The sequence below is a fragment of the Hymenobacter citatus genome (assembly GCF_014333615.1).
Lineage (GTDB): Bacteria > Bacteroidota > Bacteroidia > Cytophagales > Hymenobacteraceae > Hymenobacter > Hymenobacter citatus.
In genome coordinates this window covers 136935-155092 of record NZ_JACSCY010000003.1, presented here as the reverse complement: position 1 = coordinate 155092, position 18158 = coordinate 136935, and the positions used below count along the sequence as shown (strand labels likewise).

Sequence of the window (18158 nt, the reverse complement as noted above, 5' to 3'; positions counted from 1 at the left end):
AGTAAATCACAAAATGCCTTAAGCAGTTGATTCACAATCAGAAAACAGCCGTAGGTTATCGGGGCGCTTTCTGTAAGACTTCACTCAAAATTAGCGGAAATTGTTGTCGTAGAATTGCTGGTACTCATCCAGGTTCTTGGTTTGGCGTAGCAGCGGTAAGTTTTCCGTGCTAATTACAACGGTTTGGTAGCCCGCGCCCCGCAACCGGCTCAGCGGCGACTGTGGTCCGCGCAACTTGAGCGCGTAGCTTTGTGCTTCCTTGAGGGTAGGGAGGCTGCTCACGACCACCAAGACTTGCGTATCTCCGAGCGCCTCAGTCTGCACCGCTAGGTTCTTAGCGCGATAGAAGCGACCATTGTAAGCTTCCAGCTGCTTGGGAAGTTCTGCTAGCAGGGTGGCATCTGAGGAAAAAACCAACGCTACGGTATGCGCCGAGGTAGGCACCACGGTGTAGGGGGTAGTTGGTTTGGTAGGCTCTGTTGCCGCAGATGCGGGGGTAGCGCCAGCCGGAGCTGGAGACGTTGCAGCAGGAGGGGGCGTTTGGTCAGGCGCTGGTGACGACGACGAGGGCGTAGGCGTTGGTGCAGCGGTGCCCGTCGGTGAGGTAGGAGTAGCGCCCGGGGTAGGCGCACCTTCACGCGATGGAGAGGCCGCCGGGCGCTCTGGGCGGTACACCTCTACTGGCGTTGCGGGCACGGGGGCTTGATAATAAGCGCGCGGGCGAGTGTCTACTTCTCCTGGTCGGAAATTAGATACGATGGGTTTTTGTGTGCTGGCCAGTGCGCCCGGTAGCTGCCCGGCTTCATATTTCTGGTAAGATGCCTGCAACGTAGTAGCCTCACTTACCAATGGGCTTTCAGGGTAGTCTTTGATGAATTTTTCGACGGCTGCTTTCGCCGTGGGGGGCGTTTGGGTCCGAATGGTAAGTAACGTACCCAGGTAAGCTGCCCGGTCGTTGAGGTCAGTATCGGGATATTGTTTCCGGGCCTGCGCTAGCGTTTCAGAGGCCTGTTTGAAATTCTGCCGCTTATACTGCGCGAAGGCCGAATCCAACTGCACGCCCATCTTCTCATTGGCTACCGAAACGCGCCGCAGGTACTCCGGATCGGCTACCAGCTTGGCATACGACGAGTTCGGGAATTGGCCCCGCAGCTTCTGTGCATACACCTCGGCCCGCGGGTTGTTTTGATCTTTATATAATAAGTAGAGACTATAGTATACTTCGGGTGCATGCTTGGTAGCGGGAAAACGCGTTAGTAATTGCTCGTAAGTTTCGACGGCGCGGGCAGGCTCTTGCAATTGAAGACGGTAGATGGCCCCTAGCGCAAACAACGCTTCCTCCACTTGCAGCTGCGAGGTTTGCAACTGCGGCTCAGTAAGCGGAATGCTCTGGCGATACTGCGCTACCAGCGTTTGCAGCTGTGCTTCTGGGGTAGGGGCCGCCTCGGGCGTAGCGCCTAGCTGAGCGCCATTAACGATATTTTCGCTACCGGCGGCTACGGCCGTCACGGGCGCCCCACCGTTTTGGTCGTTCACGGGCGAGTTGCTGGCCTGCGTTACGATGCGCCAATTATCTTGGAGCGGCCGGTTGCCCCATTTCCGCAGGAAGTCGGCGCGGGCCGTGGCCATGGAGGTAGGGTTGTCGAAATACCACGCGGCACCAGTGCTGGTGCTGGCAAACAAGTCGGGGTCGGTGCCCACGTTGCCTGAGCGAGCTGCACTCACGCCAGTAGCCGTTTGCAGGCGGTTTTGTGCCTCAGCAGCTCTCTTAGCTCGTATCTCCGCCTCGCGGCGTGTGTCTAACTCCGCCTGAGCGTAGGCATTCAAGCGCGTATCCAGCTCGGCCGGTGCCAGCTTAGCTAGGGTTTGCAGGCTATCCTGCGTTTCCACAATCGTAATCTGCTGGGCAAACTGTTGCAGCACATCACTGCGCTCAGCCGTTACGGCATACTCGGGTACCTCGCGAGGCATTGCCTGCACAGCACTATCATAATAGGCTGCCGCAGCGCGATACTTCTGCAGGTTATCGTAATAAATACGCCCGGCCAGCAGTTGAGTGTAGCCTTTCTGCGCGCGGTTACTACCACCGACCCTAGCCGATTGTTGCAGAAGTGCCAAGGCCTCGGGGTAGCGCTGCTGGCGATACTCCAGGCGCGCCATCTCGTAGTAAATCTTGTCGCGGTACTCCTTATTATTCGGGTTGCGGAGCAGCTTCGCGAAGTATTTATTCAAACGCGTCCGGTCTTCCTGATCCAGATTCGACACCTGACCCAACAGTAGCTTGGAATAGAAATCCAACTCGTAGGGCGGGTTGCGCTTCAGAATCTGATCCAGCTCGGCGTAGGCTTTCTTGTCTTCCCCGGCCTGTTGATACAGTTGCGCCAGAATGTAGCGCGTGCGCGACTGCTCGTTTTTAGGCTCTACCAGCGGCACCGCCCGCTCCAAATTATCGATGGCCCGTTGCGGCTCGTTCATCGCCAGATAATACTCGGCGCGGGTCAGAAACAAGTCTTTAGCATTCACCGGCGTACCTTCCTCCCGCTCCAAAATAGACGAAACCGCGGCGGCACTTTCATACTCCTTCATCGCCATAAAGGAGCGCATCAGCCAAATGAGCGCGGCGTGGCGGGTGTTGATGTCCGGGCTGGTGGTATTGATGAAGCGAAAGGTTTTCACCGCGTCCTCGTACTCCATCTTATAAAACCGCGCCTTGCCTACCAGCAGATAGGCATCGTCGGTCCAGTCGCTACCGGGGCGGTGCTGGATGGGTAGCGAAGCTTTCTTGATAATGTCGTCGAGGTCGGCCGCTAGGCGGGTCGCTGTGGCTTCGTCGAGGGTAGGAAACAACGACAGTACATGGTTGTAGTCGTTTATGCGGCTTTTATATAGGTCTGCTTCCACGGCGCGCATCTTTTCCCGCGCCAAGAAATACGCGTTGTCGCGGGCTACTACATTATCATACGCATGACCAACCAACGAGCGGTTCTCGGAAGAACAAGCCGTAAGAAATACGCCCAGTAGCAAGCAGCCAGCCAGGGCAGAGAGCAGACGGAAAGGTAGCGGAGTAATCAAAGGCACAGGCAGGTAGACGCGATATGGAGCAGCTAAAACGCACGCCATCGGCCAATTTGTTCGGCCATGTTGCGCGGACTTTCTACACAACGCCGTCAGACCGGTAAAATTACGGGATTTTCCGGGCCAAACGGCCGCCGCTCTGGCGGAAGTTTTCGTAAGAAGAAAGGTAGTACGCCGAAAATCAATACTTTCGCACCCCCAATGCCTCTTTTATGGCCGTTCCTACCCCTTCCGAGCCAGAGTTTGATAGTAACAACCGCTTGCGTGCATTGGCCAAATATTCAGGGCTAGGCTTTCAGATGCTGGGTATTATTGGGGTGTTCACATTCATTGGGATAAAGCTAGATGATTATCTAGGTACCAAAAAACCGTGGTGGACCGTGGCCTTTGTGCTCGTAGGAGTGATTGGCGCCATGTACCAAGTGATTCGGTCTGTCACCCACGACGAGTAGCGTTCTTCGCGTACACAGAAACATATATGCTACAGTTTTTTCGCCAACTGTTGATTTTCTCCCTGCTCATCGGCGCCGTACTATATGCTCTGTACACGCAGTATGGAGCTACCCTTGTACACCCTTTAGCACGTTATATCTTCGGATTCTTTATCCTGATTACCATCATCACGTACTGGATTACCCTACGGCTAGTGCGTATCAGTCCCGATAACTTCATGGCGGCCTATTTTGGCTCCATGGTGTTACGCCTGCTGTTGTCGCTAGGCGTAGTAGTTGTGTACCTCTACCGGGGCGGCGCACGCGAAGGAGACGCCCGTTGGACCTTCCTCGGCGCCTTTTTTATCCTCTATTTTCTCTTCGCCGGATTTGAAGTCTGGACTGTTCTGAGTAACTTGCGCCCGTTTTCAAAACGGGGTGTAACTATTACATGAAGTTTTTGTGAACCCATCACTAAGCCTTTCTGAATGAAGCGTTTATTTATAGCTCTCTTCTGCATTCTCTCGCTTCCCGTCTTCGCGCAGCACACCGCCGACACCATGACGGAGGCTTCGGACTCGGAAGCGTTCAAGCCAGGCGAGATGATTTTGCACCACATCGGTGACTCGCACGAGTGGCACTGGTTTTCCACCGACAACGACCATTTCACCACCTACCTGCCCATCATTGCCTTCCAACCCGGCAAAGGAGTAGAGGTGTTTTCGTCGAAGCATTTGGCTGAAGGCGAAACCTACAACGGTCTAAAACTGGAGCACGAGCACCTGGTAGCCGAAGACGGTGGCAAGGTGTACGATTTCTCCCTAACGAAGAATGCCTTCGCCCTATTGCTGAGCAGCGTGTTGATGCTAATTCTCTTTATCAGCGTAGGCAATGGCTTCAAGAAGCGCCACGGCCAGGCCCCCCGCGGGTTGCAGTCGTTCTTCGAGCCCATCATCATCTTTATTCGGGATGAGGTAGCCAAGAAGTCCATTGGGCCGAAGTACGAGAAGTACATGCCCTACCTGCTCACGGTGTTCTTCTTCATCTGGTTCAACAACTTGCTGGGCCTCACGCCGGGCGCCGCCAACCTCACCGGCAACATCGCCGTGACGTTCACACTGGCCGCCATGACGCTGCTCATCACCTTGTTCAGCAGCAACAAGAACTACTGGGCGCACATTTTTGCTACTCCTGGCGTACCCAAGCCCCTGCTCATCATCATGATTCCAGTGGAACTGATTGGTGTTGTGGTGAAGCCGTTCTCGCTGATGGTTCGTTTGTTTGCCAACATGACGGCCGGCCACATCGTAACGCTGAGCTTCATTAGCTTGATTTTCATCTTCCGTAGCCTGGCTATCAGCCCTGCTTCGTTGGCCTTTGGCCTGTTTATTAACATTCTGGAATTGCTGGTAGCCATTCTGCAAGCTTACATCTTCACCCTGCTCACGGCCATGTACATTGGCGGCGCGGTAGAAGAGCATCACCACGATGAGGCGGACTACCAGATGGAGGGCGACCATATTGCTCCCACGGCCGCTCACTAAGGTTTCACCACCCCTCTTTTTTTGTTTTCACACTCCCCACAAACCTCTTTTATTATGCTTCTCTCTTTGTTGTTGCAGGTTGCCAATTCGGTTGGTCTGGCTGTATTCGGTGCCGGTATCGGTGCTGGTCTGGTAGCCCTGGGCGCTGGTCTGGGTATTGGCCGTATTGGTGGTCAGGCAATGGAAGCCATCGGCCGTCAGCCGGAGGCTTCGGGCAAAATCCAAACTGCTATGCTGATCGTAGCCGCCCTGATTGAAGGTCTGGCCCTGTTCGCCGTGGTAGTTTGCCTGCTGATTTCCCTCAACCTGTCGCCCCAATAAGGTAGAGCAGTAGATGGAGCAGCCCGCTGCGCTTCGCTTCGGCGCACGGCGTAGCGGGCTGATTCAGCTTTCAGGTAGGGAGTTATAGGAAGGCGGCGTTGCGTAAGATGCCGCTTCTTTCTCACTGCACCTGCTTACCTGTTTTTTGCTTACGCAGTACGATGTATCGCTGACTGACGACCCTCCCATGAATCTCGTAACCCCCGAATTAGGCCTGATTTTCTGGCAGACGGTGATTTTCCTCATCGTGCTGTTCTTGCTCGCCAAGTTTGCCTGGCGCCCCATCCTCAGCTCGCTGAAGGAGCGCGAAACCTCCATTGAAAACGCATTGCGCATGGCCGACCAGGCCAAGCTGGAAATGCAGCAGCTGAAAGCCAGCAACGAAAAACTGTTGGCCGAAGCCCGATTGGAGCGCGACCGTATTCTGAAGGAAGCCTCGGCTGTTGCTGCCCAGCACATCGAGGAAGCCAAGAATAAGGCAACTGAGGAAGGCAACCGCATGATTACGCAAGCCCGCGAAGCTATCCAACAGGAAAAGAACATGGCGTTGGCCGAGGTGAAAAACACTGCTGCTCAGTTGTCGATTGACGTAGCTGAGCGCATCCTGCGCCGCGAGCTAACCGACGCGCCCGCCCAGCAGCAACTGGTGGATTCTTACCTGAAAGAAGTAAAGCTTAACTAAGCTGTTCGCGAGTGGCGGTTAGCTGTTGGCTTTTACGAGCACGACAAGAGCTACTAGCCATCAGCCATCAGCTATCAGCTAAAAAAAATGTCTGAACAACGAGTTGCTTCCCGATACGCTAAGTCGCTGCTGGATCTGGCAGAAGAGCAGGGCAATCTGGCGGCCGTGAAGGCTGATATGGATCTGTTCAGCCAAACGCTGGACGAAAGCCGCGACCTGCGCCTGCTACTCCGCAACCCTGTCGTGAACCACGATAAGAAACTGGCTATTCTGAAAGCTGTTTTCGGAAGCAAAGTCTCGGATTTGACGATGAAGTTTCTGTCCATCATCACCCAGAAAAACCGTGAAAGCGCTCTGGAATACATTGGGCCGGAATTCATTCATCAATATAATGTGTTGAAGAGTGTGCAGGTAGCCGAGGTAACCACGGCCACGCCGCTCACAGCAGAACTGCGCACCCGCATGAATACGCTGGTGCAGCAGCAAACCGGCTCGCAAGAGGTGCAGCTAACGGAAAAGGTAGACCCGGCCCTTATCGGCGGCTTCGTGCTGCGGGTAGGCGACCAGCTCATCGATGACTCCGTGCGCTACCGCCTGCAAAAGCTGCGGACCGAATTTTCTAAGAACCCCTACCAATCCCAACTATAAGTCATGGCAGAAGTACGTCCGGATGAAGTATCCGCTATTCTGCGGGAGCAGTTGTCGAACTTCAAGACCGAAGCCGAACTCGAAGAAGTCGGAACGGTTTTGCAGGTAGGCGACGGTGTAGCCCGCATCTACGGGCTGGGCAAAGCCCAGTCGGGGGAGCTACTTGAGTTTGAAAATGGCCTGCAAGCCCTGGTGCTGAACCTGGAAGAGGACAACGTAGGTGCCGTAATGCTCGGCGACTACTCCGATATCCGGGAAGGTGCTACGGTGCGCCGTACCAATAAAATTGCCGCTATCCAGGTAGGCGAGGGCATCATTGGCCGCGTGGTAAACACGCTGGGCCAGCCCATCGACGGCCGTGGTCCTATCACAGGCGAAACCTACGAGATGCCGCTGGAGCGTAAGGCTCCCGGTGTTATCTACCGTCAGCCCGTAAACGAGCCGCTGCAAACCGGTATCAAGGCCATCGACGCCATGATTCCGATTGGTCGTGGCCAGCGCGAGCTGATCATCGGCGACCGTCAGACGGGTAAGTCTACGGTGGCGATTGACACCATCCTGAACCAGCGCGAGTTCTACGACCGCGGCGAGCCAGTGTTCTGCATCTACGTAGCCGTGGGTCAGAAAGCTTCTACGGTAGCGCAGGTAGTAAACGCCCTGCAACGCGGTGGCGCCATGGACTACACGGTAGTCGTGTCGGCTTCGGCTTCGGACCCGGCTCCTATGCAGTTCTACGCTCCCTTCACGGGTGCTGCCATCGGCGAGTTCTTCCGCGATACGGGTCGTCCGGCGCTGGTAGTGTACGATGACTTGTCGAAGCAAGCTGTGGCTTACCGTGAGGTGTCGCTGTTGCTCCGTCGTCCTCCCGGACGCGAAGCCTATCCCGGTGACGTATTCTACCTGCACAGCCGCTTGCTGGAGCGCGCCGCGAAGATCAACGCTTCCGACGTGATTGCCCGCGACATGAACGACTTGCCCGAAAGCATCAAGCACATCGCCAAGGGTGGTGGCTCGCTGACGGCTCTGCCGCTCATCGAAACGCAGGCAGGTGACGTTTCGGCCTACATCCCGACCAACGTAATTTCGATTACGGACGGCCAGATCTTCCTCGAAACCAACCTGTTCAACTCGGGTGTACGCCCGGCTATTAACGTAGGTATCTCGGTATCGCGGGTAGGGGGTAACGCCCAGATCAAGTCGATGAAGAAGGTAGCTGGTACGCTGAAGCTGGACCAGGCACAGTTCCGCGAGCTGGAAGCCTTCGCCAAGTTCGGTTCTGACCTTGACGCATCGACCAAGCTCACGATTGAGCGTGGCCGCCGCAACCTCGAAATCCTGAAGCAGCCGCAATTCTCGCCCCAGCGCGTGGAAGATCAGGTAGCCGTTATTTACGCTGCTACCAACGGTCTGCTCGACCAAGTGCCCGTGAACAAGGTGCGTGAGTTCGAGAAGGAGTTCGTGCAGGTGATGACCACCCGCCACCCCGAGGCGCTGCAAGCCCTGAAAGCCGGCAAACTCGACGACAGCGTAACCAACGCCATCCGTCAGGTAGCCCGCGACTTGTCGGCGGTATACGCTTCGAAGTAATTATCTAGCTGTCAGTTGTTGGTTGTCAGTTGTCAGGACAAAGCGAAAGCTCATCCAAACTGACAACCGACAACTAGCAACTGACAACTTATTTTAACAAAATGGCTAGCTTAAAAGAAGTCCGCAACCGCATCGTATCGGTGCAAAGCACGCAGCAGATTACCAAAGCCATGAAAATGGTAGCTGCGGCCAAGCTGCGCCGGGCGCAGGATAACATTTTGCGGATGCGCCCTTATGCGCAGCGTCTCAACGGTATTCTGGCGAACCTAACGGGCCTGACTGGCGGCGAGATGGTGAGCGAATACGCGGAGCAGCGCGACGCGCGTCGGATATTGGTTATCGCCATTACGTCGGACCGTGGCTTGGCAGGCGCGTTCAACAGCAACATCTTCAAAGGTGTAAACGCGTTGTTGCGTGAGCAGTATGCCGCGCAGGCTGCTGCTGGCAACGTAACCGTGATGGCCATTGGCCGGAAGGCGCAGGATTACTTTGGTCGCCGCCTGCCCACGTTGGGCAGCTACGGCCACGTGTTCACGCAACTGTCGTTCGACACGGTGCGGGTGGCTGCCGAGCAAGCCATGGACGGTTTCCGCAACGGCGACTTCGACCAAGTGGTGATGGTGTACAACGAGTTCAGGAACGTGGCCACACAAATTGTGCGCACTGAGCAGTTGCTACCCCTGGTACCTGCCGAAGCTACCGAGGAAACGGCTACTACCAACGTGGACTATCTGTTCGAGCCATCGAAAGAGGAAATCGTGCAGACGCTGATTCCGCAGTCGTTGAAAATCCAGCTGTATAAGGCCGTATTGGAAAGCAACGCTTCGGAGCACGGTGCCCGCATGACGGCCATGGACAAAGCCACCGACAACGCTGGTGAGCTGCTGAAATCGTTGAAACTGACCTACAACCGGACACGCCAGGCGGCTATTACCACCGAGATTCTCGAAATCGTGGGTGGTGCTGAGGCACTGGCTGCTGGTTAAGCAACTTTGCAATGGAGAAAGAAGGCCTGTTTCTATACTGGAAACAGGCCTTCTTTCTTTTTAAACACTAAGAGGCTGTTGTTCCGAACGCAGTGCGGAACGACAGCTTACGCATCTTGGGCATACTGCCGGCTGGCTAGCTCCTTGCTTGGGGTAGGCACAGGCGTATTCTGCTCTAGCAACTCCAATGTAACAGCAGGCGTAATTTCCGTGAAATCCTGAATAACCCGGAGCGGTGCCTGAAATTTATCGGCGGAGATGCTGGTGCTGAGGCAGAGGCAACGCATACCTGCTCGGTAAGCAGCTTGTTCGCCCATAATGGCATCCTCAAATACCAAACAGCGCTCAGGAGGTATGCCTATCTTCTCGGCGGCCACAGAATACGTGTCCCCGTGGGGTTTGCCCCGATCAACGTCGTCTTTCGTGATGACCTCGTCGAAATAACGGCGCAGGTCGAGGTGGTCGATGATGTAGCCAATAGTGTCGTTGCCGGAGCCTGTACCGAGCGCAATACGAAATCCCATGGCGCGGGCCGCTTGCAAAAACGGAGTGAGACCCCGCACTTCTTGGCGGTGGTCCCAATACAGCGTGCGATAAAGAAATTCGCGCTGGTTGGTGTAGCGCTCTATATCTTCCTCGGGTACGGCATGCCGGAAAACCGACCGAAGAATGGCGCCAGCGGGCATGCCGTTCAAGCGTTGAAGTAGTTGATGCGCATTGGTTGTCAGGCCCAAATCACGGAAGAGCATCTGAAAAGCATGAGCCTGAATGTCGGTGTTATTCACCAGCACGCCATCCATATCGAAGATGAGTGCGTAGTCGGAAGCGGTAGCCATACGGTCGGGTAGGGAGGAGGTAACCAAAATATAATGTGGATTGACTTACGCAAACAGTCCACTTTTGACTGGGCAAAGCAACATTTTGCGGCGCAGGGTCTATCTTTACCCGCATAAACCGTGGTGCTGCGGCACCTGCATTTTGCTTTGTGATTTGAAAAAAAGTCTGTCTTTGCTGCTGGCAGCCGCGTTGGCGCTACCAGCCGCAGCCCAAAAGAAATCTTCTCAAAAACTAGAGCGTCCGAAGCTGGTAGTGGGCATTGTGGTAGACCAGATGCGCTACGACTACCTCTACCGCTATTGGGATAAGTACGGTAAAGACGGATTCCGGCGCTTGCTAGGCGAAGGCTTCAGCTACGAAAACACGCACTATAACTATGTGCCCACCTACACTGGGCCAGGCCATGCTAGCATCTACACGGGCACTACGCCCTCTGTGCACGGTATTGTTGGTAATGATTGGTACGAGCGCGAGGCTGGCAAGAATACCTACGTAACCGAAGATAACACTGTGCAGGCAGTGGGTAGCACAGGTACCGTAGGGCAACAGTCGCCGCGCCACATGCTGACGACGACCATTACCGACGAGCTACGGCTGGCGACCAACTTTCACAACAAAACCATTGCCGTGTGTATCAAAGACCGCGGCTCTGTACTACCCGGTGGGCACACGGCCAACGCGGCGTATTGGTACGATGGTAAGACTGGAAGTTTTATTTCCAGCACCTTCTATCAGAATAGCCTACCCGAGTGGGTAAAGGCTTTTAATGACCGCAAGTTGCCGGCACAATACCTGAGCAAACCGTGGCAGACGCTCCTACCCATTGAGCAGTATACCGAAAGCACGCCGGACGACGTGCCGTGGGAAGGCGCTTTTAGAGGAGAAGCCAAGCCTGTATTTCCGCACAACCTACCCCAATTGAGTGGCCTGCCCGACGCCTCAGTGGCCACTAAAATGCGCGATGCAGGAGAGCCAGTGCCCGTTACGAACTTAGACGTGGTGCGCTCTACCCCCTTTGGCAACACGCTGGTGGCTGAGCTAGCCATGGAAGCCGTGCGCGCCGAGCAGCTAGGGCAGCGCGGCATTACGGACTTCATGCCGGTCAGCTTTTCGTCTACCGACTACGTAGGGCACCAGTTTGGGCCGAACTCGATAGAGGCTGAGGATACTTATTTGCGGCTGGATCAGGACATTGCCCGCCTGCTCACTTACCTCGATAAAACACTAGGCAAGGGTAATACCCTGGTATTTCTGACGGCTGACCACGGCGCGGCGCACTCGCCCGAGTACCTGATTGACAAGCGCGTGCCGGCCGGCTCGGTAGGTCCCCGGTTTATGCGCGACTCGGTACAGCACGAGTTGGTGCGCCGACACGGCGCCGGCAACTGGGTACTCACCTACGAAAACCAGCAAGTATACCTCAACCGCCCCCTCATTGCCCAGAAGAAGCTAGACCTGCGCCTGATGCAGGACGAGGTGGCCAGCATTATGCTACAGTTTGCGGGTGTGACGCGCGCTATCACGGCCGATGATGTGCAGAAGTCGCACTGGGAAAGTGGCATGTTGATGTATCTAGAAAACGGCTATTTCCCGAAGCGCTCCGGCGACGTGCTGGTGGTGCTGGAGCCTGGCTGGCTGGAGTCGTCGTCCTACCCCAAGCCTAGCAAAGGCACTACCCACGGCTCAGCCTCGGCCTACGATACGCACGTGCCGTTGCTTTTCTGGGGCTGGCATGTGCGGCGCGGCAAATCGTCGGCCGCGGCCGTAGTACCCGATATTGCGCCTACCATTGCGCGTTTCCTCCACATTCAGGAGCCCGATGGCTGCACTGGTCAGCCACTGCGGGAAGTGCTTAGCTGGTAGTGAATTTTAGAAATAGTGGTGGTCGGTTTTCGTTTTGGTGCCGTATAAGGCTATCTTGGGAAGGCCAGTCCCGCGCAAGCGTAGCGCTTGTGAAAACGTCTGTCACTACTCGCGTACCTTTTACCGAACAACCTCTTACAACAAGACTCTTTACCCTCAATGGCTAAATTTAACCCCTGGCACGACGTATCGCGTGGCGAAACCGCTCCGCAGCTGGTAAACGGCATTATCGAAATTCCGAAAGGTTCTAAGGCAAAATACGAACTGGACAAGGATAGCGGCCTGCTGAAGCTAGACCGTGTGCTGTTCTCGGCCGTGCACTACCCCGCCGCTTACGGCTTCATTCCGCAGACGTACTGCGACGACAAAGACCCACTGGATATCCTGGTGCTGTGCTCCGTAGACCTGGTACCCATGTGCGTGGTAGAAGCCAAAGTAATTGGCGTGATGCAGATGATTGACGGCGACGAGGAAGATGACAAAATCATTGCCGTAGCCGCTCACGATATTTCCGTGAACCACTTCAACGAGCTGGAAGACCTGCCGCCCCACACGCTGCTGGAAATGCAGCGCTTCTTTGAGGACTACAAAGCCCTGGAGCACAAACACGTAACTGTGGAGCGCTTCATGGGCCGCGAGCAGGCCTATCGCATCATCGAGGAAAGCATTGAGCTGTACAATACTACCTTCAATAAGGAAGGTGCCGTAGCCGAAGCGTCGCCCAACGCGTAGCTTTCGTTGCTTACGCTGAAACTACAAAACCCACCGGCCCGCCGGTGGGTTTCTTGTTATACGCAACGGCCCTACCTTGCTCACTGCCGAGGCGGTGTATCTTGCCGTTAGCTCCACGTTTTCTCCGCATGCGCGAATCTTCCACTACCCACGCGCCTACCTGGCCTGCCATGCTGAAGCGCGCTACCAATGCGCTGCTCTATAGCAGTACGTGGCTAGCGTTGGCAGCTGTGGCGCTTACGTGGGCGTCGTTTCTGTTTTGGCGGGTGCACATTCCACCCCGGTTGGCGGGGCTGATTTTCGCGGCCACCCTCTTTCTATATAATCTCGACAGCGTACTGCCTTACAAATACAGCCAGAAGCTGGTGCTCTCGGAACGCAAGCTGTGGATGCGCCAACATCGGCGCGAGCTATTTGGGCTGGCGTTGGTGTCGTTGGCAGGGGCCGGCGCCCTGTTTTGGTACGACGGCTGGTTGCACCTGAGTGGCTTTCTGAGCCATCTGGCCTTGATTTCGGTACTGTATTCCCTACCCTTGGTGCGGGTGCGGGGGCGGTGGCGTGCTCTGCGCGACTTACCTCTGCTGAAGGTATTCTTGATTGCCTACGTGTGGGCCGCCGTTACGGTGTGGGTGCCGGCACTGTACCTGGGCGTGCCCCTAAGCACTCCCGAATTGCAACTGCTCTTCGCCCGTCGCTTCTTTCTGATTCTGGCGCTGGCCTTTGTATTCGATATCCGCGACTACACCAAAGACCGCCTGACGGGTACTTACACCTTTCCGGGCGTATTTGGCGTGCGCGCCACCAAGTGGGTGGCTTTGGGGGCGTTGCTGATATCGTGCGTGCTGCTGCCGCACAACCTTAACATTCGCCAAGGGCTGCTGCTGTTGCTTCCTGCCGCCCTGGCCGCCGTCGTCATCTGGTACGCCGACGAAACCCGCCCTGATTATTACTTCGCCTTACTCACAGATGGGGTGATGATTGTGTATTTCCTGGCGGTATACTGGGCGATGTGAGAGTGGTGAGATGGTGAGTGGTGAGATGGTGAGTTAAAAATTATCTGTCATCCTGAGCTTGCGAAGGACCTTATCACGGCAGAACAACAAGCGTAACAAGGACTCGTTCTGCGGGCATAAGGTCCTTCGCAAGCTCAGGATGACACCCGTACTCTACACTCACCACTCACCACTCACCATCTCACCACTCACCACTCCTCCGATGCAGTTAGCTCTTCAAAAGCTAAGCCTAGTTTCTCGATGAGGTCGTGGGCGAGGCTGCCGGCTTGGCCCAATGCCTCGGCGGCGAGGGTGCCAGCGCGGCCGTGGGCATATACACCCAGCAAACAGGCATCGAGCGGGCTGAGGTGGTTACTTTGAGCGCGCAGGGCAGTGAGTACACCCGTGAGGGCGTCGCCGGAGCCGCCGCTGGCCATGCCAGGGCTGCCGGTGCTGTTGAAATATAAAGTGCCATCGGGAGTGCCTAGGCAAGTGTAAGCTCCCTTTAGCACGCAGTAGCAGCGGTGTTTTTGGCAAAAGTTGCGTAGCAATTCCAGGCGGTGGTAGTCGTCGCGGGCGGGCTCGGTGAGGCGCTCAAATTCCTTGGGATGAGGCGTGAGTACGGTATCGGGAGGTAACAGCTCCAGCAGTTCGCGGTTTGCTCCCAGCAAATTCAGCGCATCGGCATCCAGTACCAATGCTATGTCCTGCTCGCCAGCTTCGCGCAGCAGTTGTTCCAGCACAGCCTTCGTGGCATCTTCTTGCCCCATGCCCGGTCCCATACCTACCGCATCGTACGATTTCAATGGGGGCAGCTCGGTCAGGCACTCCTGGTTTGGATCAACCAACGCCATGGCTTCGGGCGCTGTGGTTTGTAGTATATCGTAGCCGATGCGGGGTGTGCGCACCGTAAGCAGCCCTACCCCGCTACGCAGGCAGGCGCGCGTAGCCAGCACACAGGCCCCAATCTTGCCCTTGCTGCCTGCCAGCAGCAACGCGTGGCCATACAGCCCCTTATGCGAAAACATAGCGCGGCGCGGCAGCTTGCCCGCCACAAAATCGGCGTCTACGAAGTGATGGTCAACTTTTGCCTTGTCAAGAAACTTTGCATCAAGACCAATTGGGACCAGATGCCACTGGCCCACATACTCGGCGTTGTGGGGTAGGAGGAAGGCCAGTTTGGGCAGCTCGAAGCTAACGGTATGATAGGCGCGCACCACCACTCTGTCGGCGGGTTGGGGCGCGTCCGTGAACAGACCGGAGGGAATATCCACCGCCAGTACCCGCGCCTTGGCTTTGTTGAGGTGGCGAACCAGCGCGGCGGCCACGCCCTCCAGGGGCCGGCTGAGGCCGGTACCAAACAGGGCATCTACCACCAGCGCGCCATCGGGTAGGGTAGGGAGGGCGTCTGCGGCTATTTCGGTCTGCGGTACGTTGGTGGGAAGCCGGTCGAGGTTGGTCTGGCAGTCGGCAGAGCGCTTCTCGGTAGGTAGAAGCCAGACGCGCACGGCGTAGCCAGCCAAGTGCAGGAGTCGCGCCAGCGCCAGCCCGTCGCCACCGTTGTTGCCGGGGCCGCACAGGATGTGCGTTTCGCCGGCTTCGCTGGGCGAGAGTCGGCGCATCAACCAGTCGGCCAGCGCGGTGGCCGCGCGTTCCATCAGATCGAGGGAAGAAATACGGTCGGTTTTGATGGTAGCCTGGTCGGCAGCGTGGGTTTGGTCGGCGCTAAGAATTTTCATGAGACGAAAGAGGAAGAAAGCAGAGCAGAAAGGCTATCCTGCATCCTACGCATAAAAACGCCCCGTGGCGCATCGAAACTAAACTTAGCGCCTACCTTCCGCGTTTTCACCTATACATTCTGTCCCGAACTTCAAAACCAACTATATGCAAACCTGGAACGACGTTATCCGGCTGGCTAACCACGGCAGCCCTACCCCGCCCCGCCGCGTGGAGAAAACCAATGCCGAATGGCGCGAGCAGCTTACGCCCGAGCAGTACCACGTAACCCGCGAGCATGGTACCGAGCGTGCCTTCACCGGCGAATATTGCGAGGCCCACGAAGCCGGCCTTTACGCCTGCGTATGTTGCGGCACTCCGCTCTACGACTCGCGTACTAAGTTTGAGTCGGGTACTGGCTGGCCCAGCTTCACGCAGCCCGTAGAAGAAAGCGCTATCAAGTACAAGAAAGACACCAGCTACGGCATGGTGCGTGTAGAAGTGCTCTGCAACGTGTGCGACGCCCACCAGGGCCACGTTTTTCCCGATGGCCCCCCGCCCAGCGGCCTACGCCTGTGCATCAACTCGGCCGCCATCAAACTGGTAGAAGCAAAGGAAACCGCCGCGTAGCCACTACGCTTCTTGCCCTATCCCAGAGAGCAGCCGGATTTAGCGGCTGCTCTCTGTTTTTGGTGGAAAATTCTGCTGAATTTTGTAGGCTACAGCGTATGCGACGGTCAGAAAATGCCGCCGTCCATTCAATTTCAGGCACTCGCTATTTCATCACTTGTCATTCCCCCCGCATGTCGCTCCTATTCACTGATTTTGCCAGCTGGCAGGCGCACTGCGAGGCCACTGGCGAAGCCCTCTACCAGCCCGTACTAGCCTACGAGGTAGAGCAAAAAGGCCGCGCCGAAGCGGACATCTGGCCCGGCCTGCAACGCGCCTACGACGTGATGCGCGACGCCGTACAAACTGGCCTGACGCAGAACATGGTATCGCGCTCGGGCATGGTCAACAACGGCGCCCGCAAGATTGCCGCTTCGCCCGTCACGGTGCTCTCGCCCGAGTTCAAGCAGCTCGTAACCAGGGCGCTGGGCGCCAAGGAGGTGAACTCGTGCATGGGTAGGGTAGTGGCGGCGCCCACAGCCGGTGCTTCGGGTATTTTGCCGGGCGTGCTGGTTACATTGCAAGAGCAGCACCAGCTAGACGACCGAAAGATTTTGGAAGGGCTGCTAGTGGCAGCAGGCATTGCCCTCATCATCGAGCAGAACGCCTCGCTGGCCGGGGCCGTGGGCGGCTGCCAAGCCGAGACGGGTAGCGCGGCGGCCATGGGCTCTGGCGCCATTGTGTACTGCCTGGGCGGCTCGGTAGAGGAGGTGTTTGCAGCCGTAGCCATCACTATTCAGTGCATGTTGGGTTTAGTGTGCGACCCAGTGGCGGGCCTGGTAGAAGTGCCCTGCGTGGTACGCAATGCCTCGGCGGCGGCCATTGCTTTCAGCTCAGCCCAGATTGCCATTGCCGGCGTCGACCCCGTAATTCCTGTAGACCAATGCGTGGCGGCGCTAGGTGAGGTAGGGCAGAGCATGGAAACGCGCTACAAAGAAACAGCCCTGGGCGGGCTGGCCAACACTACCCGCGGCCGCGAGATAGAGCGCATGGTGCTAGTGCAGGACGTGCAGATTTTGCCGGACGAGGACGAAGGGTAGTTGTTCGCTTTCCTACCCTGCTCAGGTATTAAACCAGTGTGCCAATGCCCGGCGAAATTCCTCACCCGTCTGCTCATTCACCTGAAAGCGCCCCAACGTGCCCAGTGCTGACCGTGGCGTGATGTTTTCGCCTCTCGTGGTGAAAGCTGCCGAGAAGCCAAGTTGCCGGACAAGCGCGGGAATCGTTGCATCAAGGTTGCCGGAAGGGTAGGCGAATAGGCTCACTGGTTCGCCTACCAACTGCTCTAGAAATAATTTGTTGCTGCGAATCTCGTGCTCCTGGTATTGCGCCGAATGGTGTGCCAGGGCCGGGTGCGACGCCGTATGCGCGCCAATGGTAAATAATGGGTTAGAGCTTAATAGTTTTAACTCGCTGGCCGTCACGCTTCGATAAGCTGCTCGGCATAGTGGCCCTACCCCAGCCCATTTCCGGATGGCTGCCAAAGCATTTCGCTGTTGCACGTCTGGCAGCGGGCTGATGTATTCCCACAGCTTCGAATAAAGCTGCGTACGCGCATCAAACGGCTCCCAGGCAATGTAGGCACGGTACTGTTTGCTTTTTTCAGCTGTGAGAAAGGCGTCGTTTCCTAGATCAAAGTGAAAACTATCTTCTGTACGGGGCAGCGTAATTTCTTTCGGTAGGGTAGGGCTTTCCAGAAGAATGCTGGCCAATTCATCCCACCAAAATTCAGTAGGCGTATCAATATTTTTGTTGGTGATAAAAAAGGTAGCAGGTAGCGCAAATTTTTCTAATAAAGGAGCGGCCGTCTCGTAATTATCGATGTAGCCATCGTCGAACGTGATGGCTACGTAGTTTTTATCCAGCTTATTTTCTTTGATCTTGTCAACTAGCTCTGCGAGTGGTAGCACGTGCGCGTGCGTACGCAACACGTCCAAATGCTCCTCAAAAGCAGCGGGTGATACGGCGAGCTGCCACGGGTCTAGGGTAGGGGTAGCCACCCGATGGTACATCAGAATGACGGCTCGCTTGCGAAATAAGCGGAACAGGTTGTAGCGGTGCCATCGTGCCATATG

17 protein-coding genes are annotated in these 18158 nt (G+C 56.3%); 13 read left to right on the top strand and 4 right to left on the bottom strand.

Translation table 11 applies throughout. From position 1 onward, the window contains the following. Positions 1-90 precede the first annotated feature (90 nt). Entirely contained in the window at positions 91-3072 is a 2982-nt protein-coding gene (porW, locus tag H8B15_RS04990; protein WP_187318570.1) for a type IX secretion system periplasmic lipoprotein PorW/SprE, read from the bottom strand. Between the two features lie 215 nt (positions 3073-3287). Between porW and H8B15_RS04985 the strand changes: the two genes are divergently transcribed. From H8B15_RS04985 to atpG, 8 genes are all read left to right on the top strand, one after another. Beyond that, positions 3288-3527 carry an AtpZ/AtpI family protein gene (locus tag H8B15_RS04985; RefSeq protein WP_187318569.1) on the top strand — a complete coding sequence of 80 codons (240 nt, stop codon included), beginning with the start codon at positions 3288-3290 and terminating at the stop codon, positions 3525-3527. A gap of 26 nt (positions 3528-3553) precedes the next feature. Next, entirely contained in the window at positions 3554-3961 is a 408-nt protein-coding gene (locus H8B15_RS04980) for a hypothetical protein (protein WP_187318568.1), read from the top strand. Positions 3962-3994: 33 nt separating this feature from the next. Continuing rightward, entirely contained in the window at positions 3995-5050 is a 1056-nt protein-coding gene (atpB, locus tag H8B15_RS04975) for a F0F1 ATP synthase subunit A (RefSeq protein WP_187318567.1), read from the top strand. Between the two features lie 54 nt (positions 5051-5104). Beyond that, entirely contained in the window at positions 5105-5371 is a 267-nt protein-coding gene (gene atpE, locus H8B15_RS04970; RefSeq protein WP_185282240.1) for an ATP synthase F0 subunit C, read from the top strand. 187 nt (positions 5372-5558) lie between these two features. Continuing rightward, entirely contained in the window at positions 5559-6053 is a 495-nt protein-coding gene (locus tag H8B15_RS04965) for a F0F1 ATP synthase subunit B (RefSeq protein ID WP_187318566.1), read from the top strand. An 87-nt stretch (positions 6054-6140) separates the two neighbouring features. Continuing rightward, the gene (gene atpH / locus H8B15_RS04960; protein ID WP_187318565.1) at positions 6141-6701 is read left to right on the top strand and encodes an ATP synthase F1 subunit delta; all 561 of its coding nucleotides are present in this window, start codon (positions 6141-6143) and stop codon (positions 6699-6701) included. A gap of 3 nt (positions 6702-6704) precedes the next feature. Continuing rightward, positions 6705-8288 (top strand): F0F1 ATP synthase subunit alpha, encoded by a 1584-nt coding sequence (gene atpA / locus H8B15_RS04955; protein WP_187318564.1) that lies wholly within the window; start codon positions 6705-6707, stop codon positions 8286-8288. Between the two features lie 101 nt (positions 8289-8389). Further along, positions 8390-9274 carry an ATP synthase F1 subunit gamma gene (gene atpG / locus H8B15_RS04950; RefSeq protein WP_187318563.1) on the top strand — a complete coding sequence of 295 codons (885 nt, stop codon included), beginning with the start codon at positions 8390-8392 and terminating at the stop codon, positions 9272-9274. 107 nt (positions 9275-9381) lie between these two features. On the opposite strand, the gene H8B15_RS04945 is transcribed toward atpG, so the two are convergent. Beyond that, positions 9382-10110 (bottom strand): HAD family hydrolase, encoded by a 729-nt coding sequence (locus H8B15_RS04945; protein WP_187318562.1) that lies wholly within the window; start codon positions 10108-10110, stop codon positions 9382-9384. Positions 10111-10264: 154 nt separating this feature from the next. Here H8B15_RS04945 and pafA point away from each other — a divergent pair, with 154 nt between their 5' ends. The 3 genes from pafA to H8B15_RS04930 all read left to right on the top strand — a co-directional run bounded on the left by pafA (position 10265) and on the right by H8B15_RS04930 (position 13719). Beyond that, complete coding sequence (gene pafA, locus H8B15_RS04940) at positions 10265-11974, top strand: alkaline phosphatase PafA (protein ID WP_187318561.1); 1710 nt, start codon at positions 10265-10267, stop codon at positions 11972-11974. Positions 11975-12133: 159 nt separating this feature from the next. Further along, positions 12134-12706 (top strand): inorganic diphosphatase, encoded by a 573-nt coding sequence (locus H8B15_RS04935; RefSeq protein ID WP_187318560.1) that lies wholly within the window; start codon positions 12134-12136, stop codon positions 12704-12706. 128 nt (positions 12707-12834) lie between these two features. Then, positions 12835-13719: a UbiA prenyltransferase family protein gene (locus tag H8B15_RS04930; protein WP_187318559.1), complete on the top strand. Its 885-nt coding sequence runs from the start codon at positions 12835-12837 to the stop codon at positions 13717-13719. A gap of 188 nt (positions 13720-13907) precedes the next feature. On the opposite strand, the gene H8B15_RS04925 is transcribed toward H8B15_RS04930, so the two are convergent. Then, entirely contained in the window at positions 13908-15437 is a 1530-nt protein-coding gene (locus H8B15_RS04925) for an NAD(P)H-hydrate dehydratase (RefSeq protein WP_187318558.1), read from the bottom strand. Positions 15438-15582: 145 nt separating this feature from the next. Here H8B15_RS04925 and msrB point away from each other — a divergent pair, with 145 nt between their 5' ends. Together msrB and sdaAA are read left to right on the top strand one after the other, a co-directional pair. Then, on the top strand, positions 15583-16044 hold the full coding sequence (gene msrB, locus H8B15_RS04920; RefSeq protein WP_187318557.1) for a peptide-methionine (R)-S-oxide reductase MsrB: 462 nt from the start codon (positions 15583-15585) through the stop codon (positions 16042-16044). 173 nt (positions 16045-16217) lie between these two features. Further along, positions 16218-17123: an L-serine ammonia-lyase, iron-sulfur-dependent, subunit alpha gene (gene sdaAA, locus H8B15_RS04915; RefSeq protein WP_187318556.1), complete on the top strand. Its 906-nt coding sequence runs from the start codon at positions 16218-16220 to the stop codon at positions 17121-17123. A 21-nt stretch (positions 17124-17144) separates the two neighbouring features. Here the strand turns inward: sdaAA and H8B15_RS04910 are convergent, their stop codons facing one another. Beyond that, positions 17145-18155: a polysaccharide deacetylase family protein gene (locus H8B15_RS04910; protein WP_187318555.1), complete on the bottom strand. Its 1011-nt coding sequence runs from the start codon at positions 18153-18155 to the stop codon at positions 17145-17147. Positions 18156-18158: the final 3 nt, after the last annotated feature.

Coding starts and splice junctions, on each gene's coding strand:
- sdaAA (WP_187318556.1), top strand. CDS start 16,218: ATGTCGCTCCTATTCACTGATTTTGCCAGCTGGCAGGCGCACTGCGAG.
- H8B15_RS04930 (WP_187318559.1), top strand. CDS start 12,835: ATGCGCGAATCTTCCACTACCCACGCGCCTACCTGGCCTGCCATGCTG.
- atpE (WP_185282240.1), top strand. CDS start 5,105: ATGCTTCTCTCTTTGTTGTTGCAGGTTGCCAATTCGGTTGGTCTGGCT.
- H8B15_RS04985 (WP_187318569.1), top strand. CDS start 3,288: ATGGCCGTTCCTACCCCTTCCGAGCCAGAGTTTGATAGTAACAACCGC.
- atpH (WP_187318565.1), top strand. CDS start 6,141: ATGTCTGAACAACGAGTTGCTTCCCGATACGCTAAGTCGCTGCTGGAT.
- H8B15_RS04910 (WP_187318555.1), bottom strand. CDS start 18,155: ATGGCACGATGGCACCGCTACAACCTGTTCCGCTTATTTCGCAAGCGA.
- H8B15_RS04980 (WP_187318568.1), top strand. CDS start 3,554: ATGCTACAGTTTTTTCGCCAACTGTTGATTTTCTCCCTGCTCATCGGC.
- atpB (WP_187318567.1), top strand. CDS start 3,995: ATGAAGCGTTTATTTATAGCTCTCTTCTGCATTCTCTCGCTTCCCGTC.
- H8B15_RS04945 (WP_187318562.1), bottom strand. CDS start 10,110: ATGGCTACCGCTTCCGACTACGCACTCATCTTCGATATGGATGGCGTG.
- H8B15_RS04925 (WP_187318558.1), bottom strand. CDS start 15,437: ATGAAAATTCTTAGCGCCGACCAAACCCACGCTGCCGACCAGGCTACC.
- H8B15_RS04935 (WP_187318560.1), top strand. CDS start 12,134: ATGGCTAAATTTAACCCCTGGCACGACGTATCGCGTGGCGAAACCGCT.
- atpG (WP_187318563.1), top strand. CDS start 8,390: ATGGCTAGCTTAAAAGAAGTCCGCAACCGCATCGTATCGGTGCAAAGC.
- atpA (WP_187318564.1), top strand. CDS start 6,705: ATGGCAGAAGTACGTCCGGATGAAGTATCCGCTATTCTGCGGGAGCAG.
- msrB (WP_187318557.1), top strand. CDS start 15,583: ATGCAAACCTGGAACGACGTTATCCGGCTGGCTAACCACGGCAGCCCT.
- H8B15_RS04965 (WP_187318566.1), top strand. CDS start 5,559: ATGAATCTCGTAACCCCCGAATTAGGCCTGATTTTCTGGCAGACGGTG.